Origin of the sequence: Amycolatopsis acidicola, from assembly GCF_007713735.2 — a bacterium.
Lineage (GTDB): Bacteria > Actinomycetota > Actinomycetes > Mycobacteriales > Pseudonocardiaceae > Amycolatopsis_E > Amycolatopsis_E acidicola.
On the sequence record NZ_VMNW02000041.1, the window covers coordinates 22262 to 39443 of the forward strand.

Below are 17182 nucleotides of genomic sequence, written 5' to 3' on the forward strand. Positions count from 1 at the left end.
GCATGAGCGTGCCCGAAGAGCTCGTCGCGCGCAGCAACGCGCTCGGCGCCGACCCGCGCAACACCAACTACGCCGGGGGCAACACCTCCGCCAAAGGGTCCACAGTGGACCCCGTCACCGGCAAACCCGCGGAACTGTTGTGGGTCAAGGGATCCGGTGGTGACCTCGGCACGCTGACCGAGGCCGGGCTCGCCGTGCTGCGGCTGGACAGGCTGCGCGCGCTGGTGGACGTGTACCCGGGCGTCGAGCGCGAGGACGAGATGGTCGCCGCGTTCGACTACTGCCTGCACGGCCGGGGCGGCGCCGCCCCGTCGATCGACACCGCGATGCACGGGCTGGTCGACGCCACCCACGTCGACCACCTGCACCCGGACTCCGGGATCGCGCTGGCCACCGCCGCCGACGGCCCGGCGCTGACCAAGGAATGCTTCGGCGACCGCGTGGTGTGGGTGGACTGGCGGCGGCCCGGATTCCAGCTGGGTTTGGACATCGCTGCGGTCAAACAGGCCAATCCGCAGGCCATCGGGGTGATCCTCGGCGGGCACGGCATCACCGCGTGGGGCGCGACTTCCGGGGAGTGCCAACGGAATTCGCTGGAGATCATCCACACCGCGGAGAAGTTCCTCGCCGAACGCGGCAAGGCCGAGCCGTTCGGCGCCGTCGTACCGGGCTTCGAGGCGCTGCCCGAAACCGAGCGGCACGCGCGTGCGGCCGCGCTCTCCCCGGTGATCCGCGGGCTCGCGTCCACTGACGCGCGCCAGGTCGGCCACTACACCGACAGCGACGCGGTGCTGGAGTTCCTGGCGCGGGAGAAACTCGCGCCACTGGCCGCGCTGGGCACGTCCTGCCCGGATCACTTCCTGCGCACCAAGGTCCGCCCGCTCGTGTTCGACCTGCCCGCCAACGCGCCGCTCGAAGACGCGATCGCGCGGCTGAAGGAGCTGCACGAGGCGTACCGCGAGGACTACCGCGCCTACTACGAGCGGCACGCCGACGCCGGCAGCCCGGCGATGCGGGGCGCGGACCCGGCGATCGTGCTCGTGCCCGGCGTGGGCATGTTCTCGTTCGGCAAGGACAAGCAGACCGCGCGCGTGGCCGGCGAGTTCTACGTCAACGCCATCAACGTCATGCGCGGCGCGGAAGCCGTTTCGACCTACGCGCCGATCCCGGAGAGCGAGAAGTTCCGGATCGAGTACTGGGCGCTGGAAGAGGCGAAGCTCAAGCGCCTGCCGAAGCCCAAGCCGCTGGCCGGCCGGGTCGCGCTGGTCACCGGCGCGGGCTCGGGCATCGGCAAGGCGATCGCCGAACGGCTTGCCGCCGAGGGCGCGTGCGTGGCCATCGCGGACCTGAACACCGAAGCGGCGCAAGAGGTCGCGAGCGGCATCGGCACCACGGACAAGGCCGTGGCGGTCACCGCGAACGTCACCGACGCCGGCGCCGTCGCCGCGGCCGTGGACGCCACGGTGCTGGCGTTCGGCGGTATCGACCTGGTGGTCAACAACGCCGGGCTGTCGATTTCCCAGCCACTGCTGGAAACCACGGAGAAGGACTGGGACCTCCAGCATGACGTGATGGCCAAGGGCTCCTTCCTGGTATCGCAGGCCGCGGCGAAGGCGATGATCGCGCAGGGCATCGGCGGCGACATCGTGTACATCTCGTCGAAGAACTCGGTGTTCGCGGGCCCCAACAACGTCGCTTACGGGGCGGCGAAGGCGGATCAGGCGCACCAGGTCCGGCTGCTGGCGGCCGAGCTGGGCGAGCACGGCATCCGCGTCAACGGGGTCAACCCCGACGGCGTCGTGCGGGGCTCGGGCATCTTCGCCGGTGGCTGGGGTGCGCAGCGCGCCGCGGTCTACGGCGTGCCCGAAGAGGAGCTGGGCGCCTTCTACGCCCAGCGCACCATCCTCAAGCGCGAGGTGCTGCCCGAACACGTCGCCGCCGCGGTGTTCGCGCTGACCGCGGGCGATCTCACCCACACCACCGGACTGCACGTGCCCGTCGACGCCGGAGTAGCCGCCGCGTTCCTTCGCTGAGGAGGGGGAAACCATGGACCGCATCACCCCGCGCAAGACCCGGATCGGCCTCGTGGCCGGCGGGCTGGGCGCGTACTGGCCGCAGTTCCCGGAGCTGCTGCCGCGGCTGCGGGCCTCGGCGCGGCGGGTCGCCGGGCGACTGTCCGGAATGGACTGTGAAGTGGTGGACGCCGGGTTCGTCTCCGACGCCGAGGAAGGCGCCGCGGCCGCGGAAAAGCTGCGGGTGGCCGACTGCGACCTGATCATCGGCTTCCTCACCACCTACCTCACGTCCAGCATGCTCGTGCCCATCGCGCGGCGCAGCGGCTCGCCGGTGCTGCTGATCAACCTGCAGCCGACCGAGGCGATGGACCACGAAACCTTCGACACCGGCGCCTGGCTGGCCTACTGCGGCGCCTGCCCGCTGCCGGAGATGGCGAACGCGTTCCGCCGCGCGGGCGTCGAATTCCGTTCCGTGTCGGGCTATCTCGAAGACGAGCGCGCCTGGGCGAAGATCGGCCGCTGGATGTCCGCGGCCGGGGTGCGCGCGGCGCTGCGGCACGGCAGGCACGGGCTGCTCGGGCACCTGTACCCGGGCATGATGGACGTCTCGACCGACCCGACACTGGTCTCCGCGCAGCTCGGCGGGCACGTCGAGATCCTGGAGATCGACGACCTGCGCGTCCGCGTGGAGAAGGTCACCGACGCCGAGACGAAGGCACGGATGGCGCTCGCCCGCGAAGTGTTCACTGTGGACGATTCCGTCGTCGAAGAGGATTTCGCCTGGGGCGCCAAGGTTTCGGTCGCGCTGGACAGGCTGGTCGAGGACTTCTCCCTCGACTCACTGGCCTACTACCACCGCGGGCTCGACGGTGAGCTGCACGAGCGGGTGGGCGCCGGGTTCATCCTCGGCGCGTCCCTGCTCACCGCGCGCGGGATCCCGGCGGCGGGGGAGTACGAGCTGCGCAACTCCCTGGCCATGCTGATCATGGACCGGATCGGCGCCGGCGGTTCGTTCACCGAGCTGCAGGCGCTGAACTTCCACGACAACGTGGTCGAGATGGGCCACGACGGCCCGGCGCACCTGGCGATCAGCGCGCGGAAACCGTTGCTGCGCGGGCTCGGCGTGTACCACGGCAAACGCGGCTGGGGCGTGTCCGTGGAGTTCGACGTCAAGCACGGCCCGGTCACCCTGCTCGGGCTGGGACAGCTGCGGGACGGCACCTTCCGGCTCGTCGCCTCCGAGGGCGAGGTCGTGCCCGGCCCGCTGCTCAAGATCGGCAACACCACCTCGCGGGTCGACTTCGGCTGCGATCCCGGCGAGTGGACCGACGCGTGGTCGGCCACCGGCGTGGACCACCACTGGGCGCTGGGCACCGGCCACCGCGCCGCGGAGCTGGCCGCGGTCGCGGATCTGCTCGGACTCGAACTCACCGTGGTGCGGGTGTGATGAGGCTGGCCGCGGTCGATCTCGGCGCCTCCAGCGGGCGGGTGATGGCCGGCACGGTCGGGCCCGCGACGCTGGAGGTGGAGGAGGTCCGCCGGTTCACCAACGGCGGCGTCCGCGCCGGGAAGACCCTGTACTGGGACATCCTGGGTATTCACCGCGAGCTGCTCACCGGCCTGCAGGAAGCGGGCGCGGTCGAGGGGGTCGGCATCGACTCCTGGGCGGTCGACTACGGCCTGCTCGACCGCAATGGCGCGCTGCTCGGCAACCCGGTGAACTACCGCGATTCCCGCACCGACGGCGTGCTCGAACGGGTCGTGCAAACCGTGCCCGAGCGGGAGCTGTTCGAGATCACCGGTCTGCAGCAGCTGCCGTTCAACACGCTATACCAGCTGGTGTCCGAAAAGGACCGGCTCGCCGCCGCGGACCGGATGCTGCTGATCCCGGATCTGCTGGCGTACTGGCTGACCGGTGAGATCGGCGCCGAGCGCACCAACGCCTCCACCACGCAGCTCTACGACGTGCGCGCGCGGACGTGGGCGCCGGAGCTGGCCGCGCGTGTCGGTATCCCGGCGCGATTGCTGCCGCCGCTGCGGGAGCCGGGGGAGCGGATCGGCACGCTGCTGCCGGAGCCGGCCGCCGAGCTGGCGCTGCCCGAGCTGCCGGTGATCGCGGTCGGCTCGCACGACACGGCGTCGGCGGTCGTCGCGGTGCCCGCCGAGCCCGGCGCGAACTTCGCCTACATCTCCTCCGGCACGTGGTCGCTCGTCGGCCTGGAGCTGGACGAGCCCGAGCTGAGCGAGGCCGCGCGAGCCGCGAACTTCACCAACGAAGGCGGCGTCGACCGCAGGATCCGCTTCCTGCGCAACGTGATGGGCCTGTGGGTGCTCAGCGAAACCCTGCGGCTGTGGAACGCGCGTGGCGAGCGGATCGACGTGGCCACCGCGCTGGCCGAGGCCGCCGAGGCGCCGCCGCTGGCGGCGGTCGTGGACATCGACGCCCCGGCTTTCCTCCCCCCGGGTGATATGCCGGAACGGATCGTGGCCGCCTGCCGCGAGACCGGGCAGCGCCCGCCCGCGAACCGGGCCGCGATGGTCCGCTGCATCATCGACAGCCTCGCACTGGCGTACCGGCGCACCGTGCGCCAGGCCGCCGAGATATCGGGCCGTCCGGTCGACATCGTGCACATCGTCGGCGGCGGGGCGCGCAACGAACTACTGTGCCGGCTGACCGCCGAGGCGTGCGGAGCGCCGGTGCTCGCGGGCCCGGTCGAAGCCGCCGCGCTGGGCAACATCCTGGTGCAGGCGCGTACCCTGGGCGCGGATCTTCCGGACCTCGCGGCCATGCGGGCGCTGATCCGGGAGACCCACGCGCTGCGGCGGTACGAGCCTTCGGGGCGGGAAAACGAGTGGGCGGCCGCGGAAGGCCGGTTGACGGCGGGGTGTGTGGCGTGAAGGTCGCGGTACTGGTCACCTGTATCAACGACGCGATGTTCCCGGACACCGGGAAATCGGTGTTCCGGCTGCTGTCGCGGCTCGGCGTGGAGGCGGATTTCCCGCAAGGGCAGACCTGTTGTGCCCAGCCGATGGTCAACACCGGCTACTTCGACGAGGCCGTGCCCGTGGTGCGCGCGTTCACGGACGCCTTCGCGGGGTACGACGCGATTGTCACGCCATCGGGTTCGTGCGCGGGGTCGGTGCGTCACCAGCACCCGATCATCGCGCGCCGCGCGAAGGACGAGCGGCTCGCCGAGGGCGCGCCCAAGGTGTACGAGCTGAGCGAGTTCCTGGTGGACGTGCTCGGCGTGACCGACGTCGGCGCGTACTTCCCGCATCGCGTCACGTACCACCCGACGTGCCATTCGCTGCGGATGCTGCGCGTGGGGGACAAGCCGTTGCAACTGCTGAAAGCCGTGCGCGGGCTGGATTTGCGGGAGCTGCCCGCCGCGCGGGAGTGCTGCGGGTTCGGTGGCACGTTCGCGATGAAGAACGCCGAGACGTCCACGGCGATGGGCGCGGACAAGGCGCGGCACGTGCGCGAGACCGGGGCCGAGGTGCTGGTGGCGGGTGACAACTCCTGCCTGCTGCACATCGGCGGGATGCTGTCCCGCGAACGCAGCGGGGTCCGGGTGCTGCATTTGGCCGATGTGCTGGCTTCGACCGAGGAGGACGCGTGACCGCCACTTTCGTCGGTATGCCCGCGTTTCCGGAGGCGGCCCGGGGAGCGCTGGCGGATTCGCAGCTGCGCCGCAACCTCGCGCACGCCACCGGCACGATCCGCGCCAAGCGCGCCGCGGTCGTCGGCGAGGTGGACGAGTGGGAGGAGCTGCGCCTGGCCGGGGAGGCGATCAAGGACAACGTCCTGCACCGCCTCGACGAGCACCTGCTCACCCTCGAAACGGCGTTGCAAGAACGCGGCGCCGTCGTGCACTGGGCGCGGGACGCGGCCGAGGCGTGCGAGATCGTCGCGAAGATCGCGAAGCGGCACGAGGTCGACGAAGTGGTCAAGGTGAAATCCATGGCCACCCAGGAGATCGGGCTCAATGAAGCGCTCGCCGAGCACGGCGTCACGGCGTGGGAGACCGACCTGGCGGAGCTGATCGTGCAGCTCGGCGACGACCTGCCCAGCCACATCCTGGTGCCCGCGATCCACCGCAACCGCGCGGAAATCCGTGAGATCTTCCGCGCCAAAATGGCCGCCGCGGGCCGCCCGGCGCCGGAGAACCTGTCCGACGAGCCCGCCGAACTGGCCGGGGCCGCGCGGCTGCACCTGCGCGAGAAGTTCCTGCGCGCTCGCATGGCGATCTCGGGGGCGAACTTCGCGGTCGCCGAGAGCGGCACGCTCGTGGTGGTCGAGTCCGAGGGCAACGGGCGGATGTGCCTGACTCTGCCCGAGGTGCTGGTGTCCGTGGTCGGGATCGAAAAGATCGTGCCGACGTGGGCGGATCTGGACGTGTTCCTGCAGTTGCTGCCGCGCTCCAGCACGGGGGAGCGGATGAATCCCTACACCTCGACGTGGTCGGGGAGCACGCCCGGCGACGGTCCACAAGAGACACACGTGGTGCTGCTGGACAACGGCCGCACCCGCGCCCTCGCCGACGAGGTCGGCCGTCAGGCGCTGCGCTGCATCCGGTGTTCGGCCTGTTTGAACGTGTGCCCGGTGTACGAGCGCACGGGCGGGCACGCCTACGGTTCGGTTTACCCCGGCCCGATCGGCGCGATCCTGAACCCGCTGCTCAAGGGTGTCGGAGTGGACGAGCAGACCGACTCGCTGCCTTATGCCTCAAGCCTTTGCGGCGCGTGCTTCGACGCCTGCCCGGTGCGGATCGACATCCCCGAGGTGCTCGTGCACCTGCGCTCGAAAGTCGTCGACGCGCATCGTGCCGGGCCGCCGAAACCCGAGGCGCTGGCGATGAAATCCGCGTCGTGGATGTTCGCCGACGCGCGCCGGCTGAGCTTCGCCGAGCGCGGTCTGGGTGTGGCGAACAAGGTGCTCACCCGCTTCGGGCGCCGTGTGCTGCCGGGTGGGCGGCGGGCGCTCGGCCGGCTGCCGTGGCCGGGTTCGTTGTGGACCAACGCGCGTGACATGCCGGCGCCGCCGGTGGAGTCGTTCCGTGCGTGGTGGCGCAAGGGAGGCCGGAAATGAGTGCCCGTGACGAAATCCTCGCCGCCGTGCGGGGCGCGCTGCACGGCGCCGACCGCACGGAACGGCCTGTCCCGCGTGGATACCGTTCCGTGGCGGCGTCGAACGTGGTCGACCTGTTCGCCGAACGCGTCGTGGACTACCGCGCGGACCTGACCCGCTGCGGCCGCGACGAACTGCCCGGCGTGATCAGCAAGGCGCTCGGGCCTGCGCGGAAAGTGCTGGTACCACAAGGCTTTCCGGTGGACATCGAGGGCGTGCCGGACGCCCCGGACCTCGACGACTACGACGCCGTCGTCACCACCGCGGCGCTCGGCATCGCCACCACCGGCACGATCGTGCTCGACCACGGCGAAGGCCAGGGCCGCCGCGCGCTGACCCTGGTGCCGGACAAGCACGTGTGCGTGCTGAGCGAGGACCAGATCGTGCCCGGGGTCCCGCAGGCCATCGCGCGCCTGGACCCGGCCCGGCCGCAGACGTGGATCAGCGGGCCCAGCGCCACCAGCGACATCGAACTGGACCGGGTCGAGGGCGTCCACGGCCCGCGCGCCCTGCACGTGATCGTCGTGCCGTGAGGAGGCTTCGGTGACCGCGGCCCTCGAGCAAGAGGACATCGCACTCCTGGAGCTGCTGGCGGAAGGACTCCCGCTGGACGCCATCGCCCGGCGGCTCGCCCTTTCCGACCGCACCGTGCGCCGCCGCCTACGGGCGATCTGCGACCGGCTCGGGCTGGGCGCGCCCATTCAGGCCGTGGTGTGGGCTGCCCGGCGAGGACTGCTTTGAGATTGTTCGGTTCGATTTGAGACAGCAACGGACGCGCGTAGCGCGCGCTGTGTGCACCCCTCCGCCGCCCCGATCTTTTAGTGTTCGCGATCTTGCCGCCGCGTCAAGGCGGGAAAGATGCCTTGACCCAGCGTCAAGATCGCAAGAGACGGCTGGGGATCGGGGCGGTGGAGGGGTGTGGTCGGTGGGACGGCTCGCTTCGCGTTGCCGGGTTGCGTTGGTGTGCAAGGGAGAAGCCGCCACAACCCTCACCGGTCGCCTTCCGGCGCGGGGCGGGCGCCCTGCCACTACAACTCGCGCCGGCCGTTCTCCATCCTCAGCTGCGCGACGCCCTTGTCCAGGTCCACCCGGGAGCGCGGCGGGGCGCCTTGCGCGTCCTCCTCGCGGAGCATTTCCACGGCGTCCCGGTGGTCGAGTTCCATCCGCTTCGTCCCGTAGAACATCGCGGTGACCTCGTTGATGTACGTGGCCGTGATCGGCGTGCCCCTGCGCTTGCGGCGTTTGTGCCGCGCTAGTTCGAACAGGCCGACGGCCACCACCGCGAGCATCCCGCCCGGAATGCTCCACTCGAGGATCGACACCACCACGCTCACCCCACGACCGGAGCCACCGCGGGGTTCCGCGGCAGGTGGGCACCGAGCAGGGGAGTGAGCCGCTCCGCCATCAAGCGGTAGCCCTCGGCATTCGGGTGCAGGCCGTCTTCCAGCAGGTGCGTTTCGTCGGACGTGAGCACCGTCCGCCCGTCGATCAGCGGCAGCCCGAGCGTTTCCGCGGCCTCCGCGAGCAGTTCCCGCACCTGGGGCATCGTCAGCCCGGCCGTGTTCGCCAGCGTTTCGCCGTCCGGGTCGAAGATCGGGGTCTGCAGCACGATCGGGGTCTCGGGATGCCCGTCACGAATCGTCGCGACGAAACCCGCGATCGCGGGCACCAGGGAGCGGCCGGTGAAGCTCGCGCGGCGGTGGATGTTGATGCCAAGGCACAGGCTGATCAGCCCGGCCGGGCTGTCCCGGACGAACCGCGCCACCAGCGGATCCAGATGACACTGCCCGGCGAACCCCAGGCACCGCAGATCCCAGCCGTTCGCGCGCGCCACGAGCGCGGGCCACGTCGTGCTCGGGCCCGCCGCCTGGGCACACTGCGTGATCGAGCTGCCGTAAGCGATCCAGCGCGGACGCGGCCCGCCGGCCTCGACGTGCGTGCCCTCCAACCGGACCGGCCCGATGCGGCTGGAGCCGAACTGCGGGAGCCACACCTCCAGCCTTGCGCCCGGCCGCAACCCCTCGGCGGCGAACACCCCGGCGCCCCTGATCACCTTGCGCGCCACCGGTTCCCCGTCCGCCAGCAGCTCGACCGGCGCGGGCGGGCGACTGTCCACAGGGGACACTTCCACCGGCCATTCCAGCGCGGTGGCGTCGGTGACGAGATCGAGCCGCACCCCCGCGGACGTCCGGACCGGCGGCAGCAGCTCCGGGTGGATCATCGAGTGGTCGGCGGGCAACCGGTAAGGCTGCCACCACCCGCCCTCCCGCACCAGTTCCGCGTGCCCGCGCAGGCCGAGCCGGGGATCATCCGGCAGCAGTTCGATCACACGACCGGAGTTTAGCCGCGCCACCCCAGCGCCGGGCCGAGTTTCGTGGCGATGTCGGTGAGGATCTGCACGTAGTCCTCGTGCTCGAAGGTGAACGGCAGCGCGAACGCGACCTCGTCGATCTCCTGGAAGGCCACGTGCGCGTACAATTGCTCCGCGATCTCCGCCGACGTGCCGATCACGTCCTTGGCGAACAACAACCGCGCCGGTCCCTGCGGCTCCGCCGTGCGTGGAGTCCGCTTCGCGACGTATGCCTCGTACTTCGCGCGCTGCGCCGGGGTGGCGCTGTCGGTCGGGATCACGACGAGCCCCTGCGAAACCCGGGCCCGGTCGCCGTCGGGGTGGTGGGCGCGGAAGGCCCGCACGTGCGACAGCTGGATCTCCGCGAAATCGGTGCTCTCGCCGGCCTTGACCACGCTGCTGGTCAGGAAGTTCATCCCGTGCTCGCCCGCCCACTGCGCCGAACGCAGGCTCCCGCCCCCGTACCACAGGCGCCGCCCGAGCCCGGGGGAGTGGGGCTGCACCCGGTCCGAGAACACCTCGAACCCTTCGGTGCCGCTGAAGTCCGTCACCGGCTGACCCCGCACCGCGTCCACGAACCGGCGCATCCGCTCGTAGCTGAAATCCTCGACGTCGGCCGTGTCCGGATAGAGCGCTTCCTTGAGCCGTTCGTAGTGCATCGGCGGCCCAACCGACAGGCCGGGATTGAGGCGCCCGCCCGAGAGGATGTCGACCGTCGCGAGGTCTTCGGCCAGGCGCAGCGGGTTTTCCCAGCCGAGCGGGATCACCGCCGTGCCCAGCTCGATGCGGCTCGTGCGCTGTGACGCGGCCGCGAGCACCGCGACGGGCGACGAGATCCCGTACTGAAGGTGCCGGTGGCGCACCCAAGCGCTGTCGAACCCCAGCTCCTCGCCGAGCCGGATGATCTCCAGCGTCGACTCGTGGCCCGGCAGGGGATCGTCCCCGTCGAACAGCCCGATGGTGAGGAAACCCAGTTTCCGCAACGGTTCCGAAGCGCGTGGCACCGCGCCCCCCTTTCGTCCCCTCCGATTCTGTCACCGGCCGGGCGGGAGTTCACCACGTGAGACACTGGCGGCATGCGGATCGTGTCGCTCCTGCCCGCCGCGACGGACATCGTCGCCGAGCTCGGGTGCCTGCCCGCGCTGGTCGGCCGCACCCACGAATGCGACTGGCCCGCCGCGGTCTCGACCGTGCCGGTGGTGACAGGCAGCGCGATCGAGCCGGAACGGCTCAGCAGCCGCGAAATCTCCACCGCCGTGGGCGGGCACCAGGGCTCGTCGCTGTACGCGCTGGACTCCGAGCTGCTCGCCGGGCTGGCGCCGGATCTCGTGCTCACCCAGGACCTGTGCGAAGTCTGCGCGGTGTCCTATCGCCGGGTCACCGAAGCCGTGCGCGTGCTCGACGCGGGCGTGGAAGTCCTGAGCCTCGAACCCCGCACGCTCGACGGGATCTTCGACTGCCTGCGCCAGGTCGCGGACCGGCTCGGCGTCGACGCCGAGCCCCGCATCGCCGCACTCCAAACGCGCCTGGACGACGTGCGGCGGGCCGTCGCGGGCAGGCCGCGGCCGCGGGTGGCGGCCATCGAGTGGCTCGATCCGGTGTGGCCCGCCGGGCACTGGGTGCCGGAACAGCTCGACACGGCCGGCGGAATTCCCCTGCTGGCGAACACGGGCGAGCACACCGAGCCGGTGGACTGGCAGGCGGTGCTCGACGCCGGGCCCGAGGTGATCGCGCTGATGCCGTGCGGCCTCACGCCGGACAGGACGGTCGCCGAGCTGGACGTGCTCGCGACCCGGCCCGGCTGGGCTGACCTGCCCGCAGTCCGCGAAGGACGGGTGTGGGTGGTCGACGGCCCGGCCTACTTCAACCGGCCCGGGCCGCGCGTCGTCCGCGGCGCCGAGGTGCTCGCGCACGTCCTTCACGGAGTCACGGTCGGCGCCCCGGTGAGCCCGGGCGAAGCGCGTCTCGCCGGATAAGAGCCTGGAGTCGCCCTCGTTGTCAGGCTATCCTGACAGCGAGGTGAGGTCATGGACCCGTGGGACGAAGCTCAGCAAGCGTGGCGGCGGCTCGCCGGGTGGTCGGGCTCGGCCCCGGGGGAAGCGCTTTCCGCGCTGGACGATCTCGGGCTGGTCCGGCGCCTGCTCGATCAGACGGAGTTCGAGGCCGTGCGCACGGCCCGCGCCGAAGGCCGGTCGTGGTCTGAGATCGCCGTGCGCCTCGGCGTGACCAGGCAGTCGGCGTGGGAACGCTGGCGGGACATCGACGAACCGGCGCCCGCTCCGGAGCCCGTCAGCGGCCGCTCGGCGCGGCACCGCCGCCGTTCGTCGGTGAAGGTACCCAACGTGATCGGCCGGAGCATCGAGGACGCCCGCGCGTTGCTGGAGAAGGAAGACCTGCACGCGGTCAGCCCCGACCCCGGCGACGTGCCGCTGGACGTGCTCGACCGCCCGGGCGGCGTGGTGACCGACCAGAGCCCGGAATCCGGCGCCCGCGTGCCGCCCGGTTCGCTCGTGCGGCTGTGGGTGGACCGTGGCGAAGGTGGCGTGCGCGAGCCACGGCGGCCCGAACCTGAACCCCGGACCGGGCGCAAGATGAAAGACGAGATCACCGATCAGACGGTGAACTGATTCTTCGTCACGGGCTTTCCGCGCCCGCGGCGACGGGCTCACGTTCGGCGCGCACCAGCAGTTCGGTCAGCACGGCTTCGAAAATCGGGGTCGGTTCGGCGGATTCGCCGGTCACCGGTTTTTCTTCGGGGTTCATGACCGCTCCAGCACTTCGATGATGCTGTCCTTCCGGACGAGACTCGGCTCGATGTCGGCCGAGGAGCCGTCCGGCTGTACAGGCACCCACACGTGTGTGGTGTACCGGTCGAAAATCGGTTCTCCGACAACAGTTCCGCGCCTTGCCAGCCGCGCGGGTTCCCCCGTACGGGTGCGGATCGTGTAAGTGACCCGCGTGCCGTTACTCAAAGTATCCCGATCGTCCTTCACTAAACCCCCTCGCGTGCCGCGACCTCCTGCACTGCACAGCCCCGACGGTAATCATCGGATTGCCCCGAACGAATCCCATACCCGGGTGAATTTTGATGTTGCCCGGTGTAATCGCCGCCACCGGGAAAAGAATTCCGCCGCTATTACCGTCACGAGCCCGTGCCACGGGCGTCCCAGCTTCGGCCGGCGGGGAACCGGCCTCGGGAGGGGTGACATGGGCACCGGCGACGATGGAGATGTGGCGGTACTGCACTGTTTGCACACCCAGCTGCGGCTGCTCGCGGCCGCGATGACGGTGGACGCGAGCGCGCCCGAGGTGACGGCGATGCTCGCGGGTCTGGCGGACACCACCGCTGCCGCCAGCGCGGTGCTCGCCGTGGCTGAGCCCGGCACGCTGGACGTACTCGGCCGCGCGTTCGCCTACGCCAAGGCGCGACGGCACGACGAGAGCGCCACCGAGCTGGTGGCCGCGCACGGCCGGTTGTCCTTGCTGCTGCGGGAAACCTAGCCGTCCACAGTGGAGAATCAGCGGACGACCACGGTGTGCTCTCCCCGGGCGGTGAGTTCGCCCACGACCGGCGCGCCCGGGATTTCCCCGGCCACGAGCAAGCCTCCCGAAGTCTGCGCGTCGGCGAGCAAGAGCGCCTCGTCCTCGCTGATGGCGCTGAGATCGGTGTGCGGGCGCACCCACTCGAGGTTCCGGCGCGTGCCCCCGCTGACGTAACCATCGCGCAGGGCTTCCCTCGCGCCGGGTAGGTAGGGCACGGCGGCGGAATCGAGCACCGCGGTGACCCCGCTGGCCCGCGCGAGCTTGTACAGATGCCCGAGCAGGCCGAACCCGGTCACGTCGGTGGCGCAGGTGATCCCCGCCCGCAGCGCCGCCGCCGACGCGGTGTCGTTGAGCGTGGTCATGGCGTCGATCGCGGCCGGAAAGCGCTCTCCGGTCGTTTTGTGCCGGGTGTTGAGCACGCCGATGCCCAGTGGCTTGGTCAGGGACAGGGGCGTGCCCGGTTCGCCGCTGTCGTTGCGCAGCAAGCGTTCCGGGTCCGCCGTGCCGGTGACGGCCAGCCCGTACTTGGGTTCCGGGTCGTCCACGCTGTGCCCGCCGGAGAGGTGGCAGTCCGCCGCGGTACACACGTCCAGACCACCGCGCAGCACGTCGGCGGCGAGCTCGAACGGCAGCGTTTCGCGCGGCCAGCCGAGCAGGTTCACCGCGACGACCGGCGTCCCGCCCATGGCGTAGACGTCGGAAAGCGCGTTGGCCGCTGCGATGCGGCCCCAGTCGTAGGGATCGTCGACCACGGGCGTGAAGAAGTCCGTGGTGGCTATCACCGCGAGCCCGTCCCGGATGCGCACCGCGGCCGCGTCGTCGCCCGCGTCCAGTCCAACGAGCAACTCGCCCGCGGGGTTACGCGGTCCGCGCCCGGTGAGCCCGGACACGACCTGTTCCAGTTCGCCCGGCGGGATCTTGCAGGCGCAGCCGCCGCCGTGCGCGTAGTGCGTGAGCCGTACCGTCATGCCCGCCATTCTCGTTCCGCCGCCCGCGGAGCGCTGCGTACGAGCCGGGGACTTGGCAGGATGACGCCATGACCGACCCGCGCCGATCCGTGCCGCGGACGGACGCCGTGCTCGCCCGTCCCGAACTCGGGCAGGCGCAACGCAGGCTCGGCCGTGGAGTCGTCAAAGCGGCCGTCGCGGCGGCGCAGCAGCGAGTTCGTGAAGGTTTTCTCAAGGCCGACGACGTGGTGGCCGAAGTGCTGGCCACACTGCCGCCCACGGCCGCCTCGTCGCGGCGGGTGCTCAACGCGACGGGCGTCATCGTGCACACCAACCTCGGGCGCGCGCCGTTGTCCGAGGCGGCGCTCGAAGCCGTCGCCGAGGCGGGCGGCTACACCGACGTCGAGTTCGATCTGGAGACCGGGCGCCGCGCCAAGCGAGGCGCGGGAGCGCTCGCCGCGCTAGCCGAGGCCGTGCCCGCCGCGGACGAGGTGCATGTCGTCAACAACAACGCGGCCGCCCTCCTGCTCACGGCGCTGGAACTGGCGCCCGGCAAGGAAATCGTGCTCAGCCGCGGCGAGCTGGTGGAGATCGGCGACGGGTTCCGCATCCCGGAACTCCTGGAGTCCGCGGGCGCGAAGCTGCGCGAAGTCGGGACCACGAACCGGACCCACGTGCGGGACTACGCCGAAGCGATCGGCCCGGCCACCGGGTTCGTGCTCAAGATCCACCCGTCGAACTTCCGGATCACCGGGTTCACCGCCAGCCCCGGCCTCGGCGAGCTGGCCGGTCTCGGCGTCCCGCTGGTGGCCGACATCGGTTCCGGCCTGCTCGCCCCGCATCCGGCGCTGCCCGACGAGCCGGACGCGGAAAGCGCGCTGCGGGCCGGCGCGAGCCTGGTCACGGCGAGTGGTGACAAGCTGCTCGGCGGCCCGCAGGCCGGGCTGATTCTCGGCGACGCGGAGCTCGTCCAGCGCCTGCGGCGCAATCCCGCGGCGCGGGCCCTGCGCGTCGACAAGCTGACGTTGGCCGCACTGGAGGCTTCGCTGCGCGGGCCGGTGCCGCCGGTGCGGGCAGCCCTGGACACGTCACTGAAAAGCCTGACGGAACGGGCGGAACGGCTCGCGGAGACGCTGGCCGAATTCGGCGCGCGGGCGGTCGGCAGCGTCGCCGAAGTCGGTGGCGGTGGCGCGCCCGGCGTGCCGCTGCCGAGCGCCGCGGTGAGCCTCCCCCGGCGGTATGCGGAGCTGCTGCGCGCGGGCACGCCACCGGTGGTCGGGCGGCTCGAGCGGGACCGGTGCCTGCTGGATCTGCGCACCGTCGCCCCGGACCAGGACGGTGAGCTGGCGGAGGCGGTGCGCCGGTGCGCGTCGTAGCGACCGCGGGCCACGTCGACCACGGCAAGTCCACGCTGATCCGCGCGCTGACCGGGATGGAACCCGACCGCTGGGCGGAGGAACGCCGGCGCGGGCTGACCCTCGACCTCGGCTTCGCCTGGACCACGCTCGCTGGCACGACGTTCGCCTTCGTCGACGTGCCAGGGCACGAACGTTTCGTGGCCAACATGCTCGCCGGGGTCGGCACGGCGCCGCCGGTGCTGTTCGTCGTCGCCGCGGACGAGGGCTGGATGCCGCAGTCCGAGGAGCATCTGTCCGCTTTGGACGCCCTCGGCGTGCGGCACGGACTGCTCGCGGTCACCAAGGCCGACCGCGCGGACCCCGGCCCCGCGCTCGCGCAGGCCCGCGCGCGGCTCGCGGAAACATCGCTGGGCGAGGTGCCCGCCGTCGCGGTCAGCGGAGCGACCGGGGCAGGACTGCCCGAGCTGCGCACGGAACTGACCCGGCTCGCGGCCCGGCTGCCCGCGCCGGACACCGCCGCCGACGTCCGGCTCTGGGTGGACCGCAGCTTCAGCATCCGGGGTGCGGGCACGGTGGTCACCGGGACGCTGACGGCCGGAAGTGTGCGTGCCGGCGGCGAACTCGTAGTCGCCGACGGCACTTCGGTACACATCCGCGGTCTGCAGCTGCTGGGCGAATCCCGGGACGAAGCCGCCGCCGTCGCCCGCGTGGCGCTGAACCTGCGGGGAGTGGACCGCGAGCGGATCGCCCGCGGCGACGCGCTGCTCACCCCGGGCGCCTGGTTCACCACGACCGAGGCGGATGTCCGGCTGCGCGGCGCCGAGGCGGCTGAACTCCAGCGGAACTTGGTGCTGCATCTGGGTTCCGCCGGGGTGAACTGCCGGATCCGCCCGCTCGGCCGCGACACCGCGCGGCTGATCCTTTCGCGCGCGTTGCCGCTGCGCCGGGGCGATCGCGGGCTGCTGCGCGATCCCGGCGAACACCGGATCCCGGCCGGGATCGACGTGCTCGACGCCCGCCCGCCGCGCCTGCGGGGGCGGGGCGCCGCGCGCGCCCGCGACGCCGAACTGTCCGCGCCGCCCCGTATCCCGCGTTTCCTGCGCGCGAGCGAAGCGCACGCGCGCGGCCTTCCGGAAACCGGTCTGCGCGTGGGGGAATGGCTGGTCGACGAGGAAAACTGGGCCACGCTGCGAGCCCGCGCGGTGCCCGTCGCCGGTGCCTGGCTGGCCGAACATCCCGTGGCCGCGGGAATGCCGGTCGACGCGCTCGCGCAGCGGCTCGAGCTGCCCTCGGCGTTGGCCGGGCCGCTGTTGGAGGGCACCACATTGACCGTGGCGGAGGGGCTCGTGCGGCGGCCGGGCACGGCGCTGCCCGCGCGAGTGGACAGTGCGGTGCGGGAAATCGAGGAAAAACTGGCGGACCGCCCGTTCCGCGCCCCGGAAGCGGGCGAACTGCGGGCGCTCGGGCTCGGCGTGAAGGAACTGGCGGCGGCCGAACGCGCCGGCAGGCTGACCCGGATCACCTCGGAAGTCGTGCTGGGGCCCGGCGCGCTCGAACGAGCGGCCGGGATACTCGAAGGACTCGGCGCGGATTTCACCGTGAGCGACGCCCGCCGCGCGCTGGACAGCACCCGCCGCGTCGTCGTCCCCCTCCTGGAACTGCTGGACGGCAAGGGTTTCACCCGGCGGCGGGAGGACGGCACCCGGCGGCTGCGAGTGGAGTCCACAAAGGACCGGTGAGCGGGATTACCCGCCCCGTGCGGGGTATGGGGGGTTGCTTTCGCGGCCAGACTGATTACGGTCGGGATTGTCCCCGGGCTGGACCCTCCAGCCCGCCGCTTT

17 protein-coding genes are annotated in these 17182 nt (G+C 71.6%); 12 read left to right on the top strand and 5 right to left on the bottom strand.

The genetic code is table 11. The annotated features are described in order from the left end of the window. Positions 1-2 precede the first annotated feature (2 nt). From FPZ12_RS25025 to FPZ12_RS25055, 7 genes are read left to right on the top strand one after another with little or no spacing between them, the layout of a single operon-like run. Positions 3-2033: a bifunctional aldolase/short-chain dehydrogenase gene (locus FPZ12_RS25025; protein ID WP_144754181.1), complete on the top strand. Its 2031-nt coding sequence runs from the start codon at positions 3-5 to the stop codon at positions 2031-2033. A 13-nt stretch (positions 2034-2046) separates the two neighbouring features. Further along, positions 2047-3462 carry an L-fucose/L-arabinose isomerase family protein gene (locus tag FPZ12_RS25030; protein WP_144754184.1) on the top strand — a complete coding sequence of 472 codons (1416 nt, stop codon included), beginning with the start codon at positions 2047-2049 and terminating at the stop codon, positions 3460-3462. Then, complete coding sequence (locus tag FPZ12_RS25035) at positions 3462-4913, top strand: rhamnulokinase (RefSeq protein ID WP_208025997.1); 1452 nt, start codon at positions 3462-3464, stop codon at positions 4911-4913. The genes FPZ12_RS25030 and FPZ12_RS25035 overlap by 1 nt, the downstream gene beginning before the upstream one ends. Continuing rightward, positions 4910-5635 (top strand): (Fe-S)-binding protein, encoded by a 726-nt coding sequence (locus tag FPZ12_RS25040; RefSeq protein WP_144754187.1) that lies wholly within the window; start codon positions 4910-4912, stop codon positions 5633-5635. Before FPZ12_RS25035 ends, FPZ12_RS25040 begins: the two co-directional genes overlap by 4 nt. Before the next feature lie 17 nt (positions 5636-5652). Continuing rightward, complete coding sequence (locus tag FPZ12_RS25045) at positions 5653-7104, top strand: lactate utilization protein B (RefSeq protein WP_144754216.1); 1452 nt, start codon at positions 5653-5655, stop codon at positions 7102-7104. Further along, positions 7101-7676: a LutC/YkgG family protein gene (locus FPZ12_RS25050; RefSeq protein ID WP_144754191.1), complete on the top strand. Its 576-nt coding sequence runs from the start codon at positions 7101-7103 to the stop codon at positions 7674-7676. The genes FPZ12_RS25045 and FPZ12_RS25050 overlap by 4 nt, the downstream gene beginning before the upstream one ends. A 10-nt stretch (positions 7677-7686) precedes the next feature. Beyond that, a complete protein-coding gene (locus FPZ12_RS25055) occupies positions 7687-7884 on the top strand; it encodes a helix-turn-helix domain-containing protein (RefSeq protein ID WP_144754194.1) in 198 nt (65 codons plus the stop codon). Between the two features lie 287 nt (positions 7885-8171). Here FPZ12_RS25055 and FPZ12_RS25060 read toward each other — a convergent pair whose 3' ends face one another. From FPZ12_RS25060 to FPZ12_RS25070, 3 genes are read right to left on the bottom strand one after another with little or no spacing between them, the layout of a single operon-like run. After that, the gene (locus FPZ12_RS25060) at positions 8172-8477 is read right to left on the bottom strand and encodes a DUF6191 domain-containing protein (protein WP_144754197.1); all 306 of its coding nucleotides are present in this window, start codon (positions 8475-8477) and stop codon (positions 8172-8174) included. Further along, complete coding sequence (locus FPZ12_RS25065) at positions 8474-9472, bottom strand: GDSL-type esterase/lipase family protein (RefSeq protein WP_144754200.1); 999 nt, start codon at positions 9470-9472, stop codon at positions 8474-8476. The genes FPZ12_RS25060 and FPZ12_RS25065 overlap by 4 nt, the downstream gene beginning before the upstream one ends. An 11-nt stretch (positions 9473-9483) precedes the next feature. Continuing rightward, positions 9484-10497: an LLM class flavin-dependent oxidoreductase gene (locus FPZ12_RS25070; protein ID WP_150980490.1), complete on the bottom strand. Its 1014-nt coding sequence runs from the start codon at positions 10495-10497 to the stop codon at positions 9484-9486. A 72-nt stretch (positions 10498-10569) separates the two neighbouring features. On the opposite strand from FPZ12_RS25070, the gene FPZ12_RS25075 reads away from it, so the two are divergent. After that, positions 10570-11469, top strand: coding sequence for a cobalamin-binding protein (locus FPZ12_RS25075; protein WP_144760822.1), 900 nt, complete (start codon positions 10570-10572; stop codon positions 11467-11469). A 51-nt stretch (positions 11470-11520) separates the two neighbouring features. Further along, positions 11521-12120: a PASTA domain-containing protein gene (locus FPZ12_RS25080; protein ID WP_144760825.1), complete on the top strand. Its 600-nt coding sequence runs from the start codon at positions 11521-11523 to the stop codon at positions 12118-12120. A gap of 7 nt (positions 12121-12127) precedes the next feature. On the opposite strand, the gene FPZ12_RS46915 is transcribed toward FPZ12_RS25080, so the two are convergent. Then, positions 12128-12256, bottom strand: a complete 129-nt coding sequence (locus FPZ12_RS46915) for a hypothetical protein (RefSeq protein WP_279537832.1) — start codon at positions 12254-12256, stop codon at positions 12128-12130. 444 nt (positions 12257-12700) lie between these two features. Between FPZ12_RS46915 and FPZ12_RS25085 the strand changes: the two genes are divergently transcribed. Continuing rightward, a complete protein-coding gene (locus FPZ12_RS25085; protein WP_144760828.1) occupies positions 12701-12994 on the top strand; it encodes a hypothetical protein in 294 nt (97 codons plus the stop codon). Positions 12995-13011: 17 nt separating this feature from the next. On the opposite strand, the gene selD is transcribed toward FPZ12_RS25085, so the two are convergent. Next, entirely contained in the window at positions 13012-14004 is a 993-nt protein-coding gene (gene selD, locus FPZ12_RS25090) for a selenide, water dikinase SelD (protein WP_144760831.1), read from the bottom strand. A 68-nt stretch (positions 14005-14072) separates the two neighbouring features. On the opposite strand from selD, the gene selA reads away from it, so the two are divergent. Together selA and selB are read left to right on the top strand one after the other, a co-directional pair. Beyond that, positions 14073-15359, top strand: a complete 1287-nt coding sequence (gene selA, locus FPZ12_RS25095) for an L-seryl-tRNA(Sec) selenium transferase (RefSeq protein WP_144760834.1) — start codon at positions 14073-14075, stop codon at positions 15357-15359. After that, entirely contained in the window at positions 15347-17080 is a 1734-nt protein-coding gene (gene selB / locus FPZ12_RS25100; RefSeq protein WP_144760837.1) for a selenocysteine-specific translation elongation factor, read from the top strand. Before selA ends, selB begins: the two co-directional genes overlap by 13 nt. Positions 17081-17182: the final 102 nt, after the last annotated feature.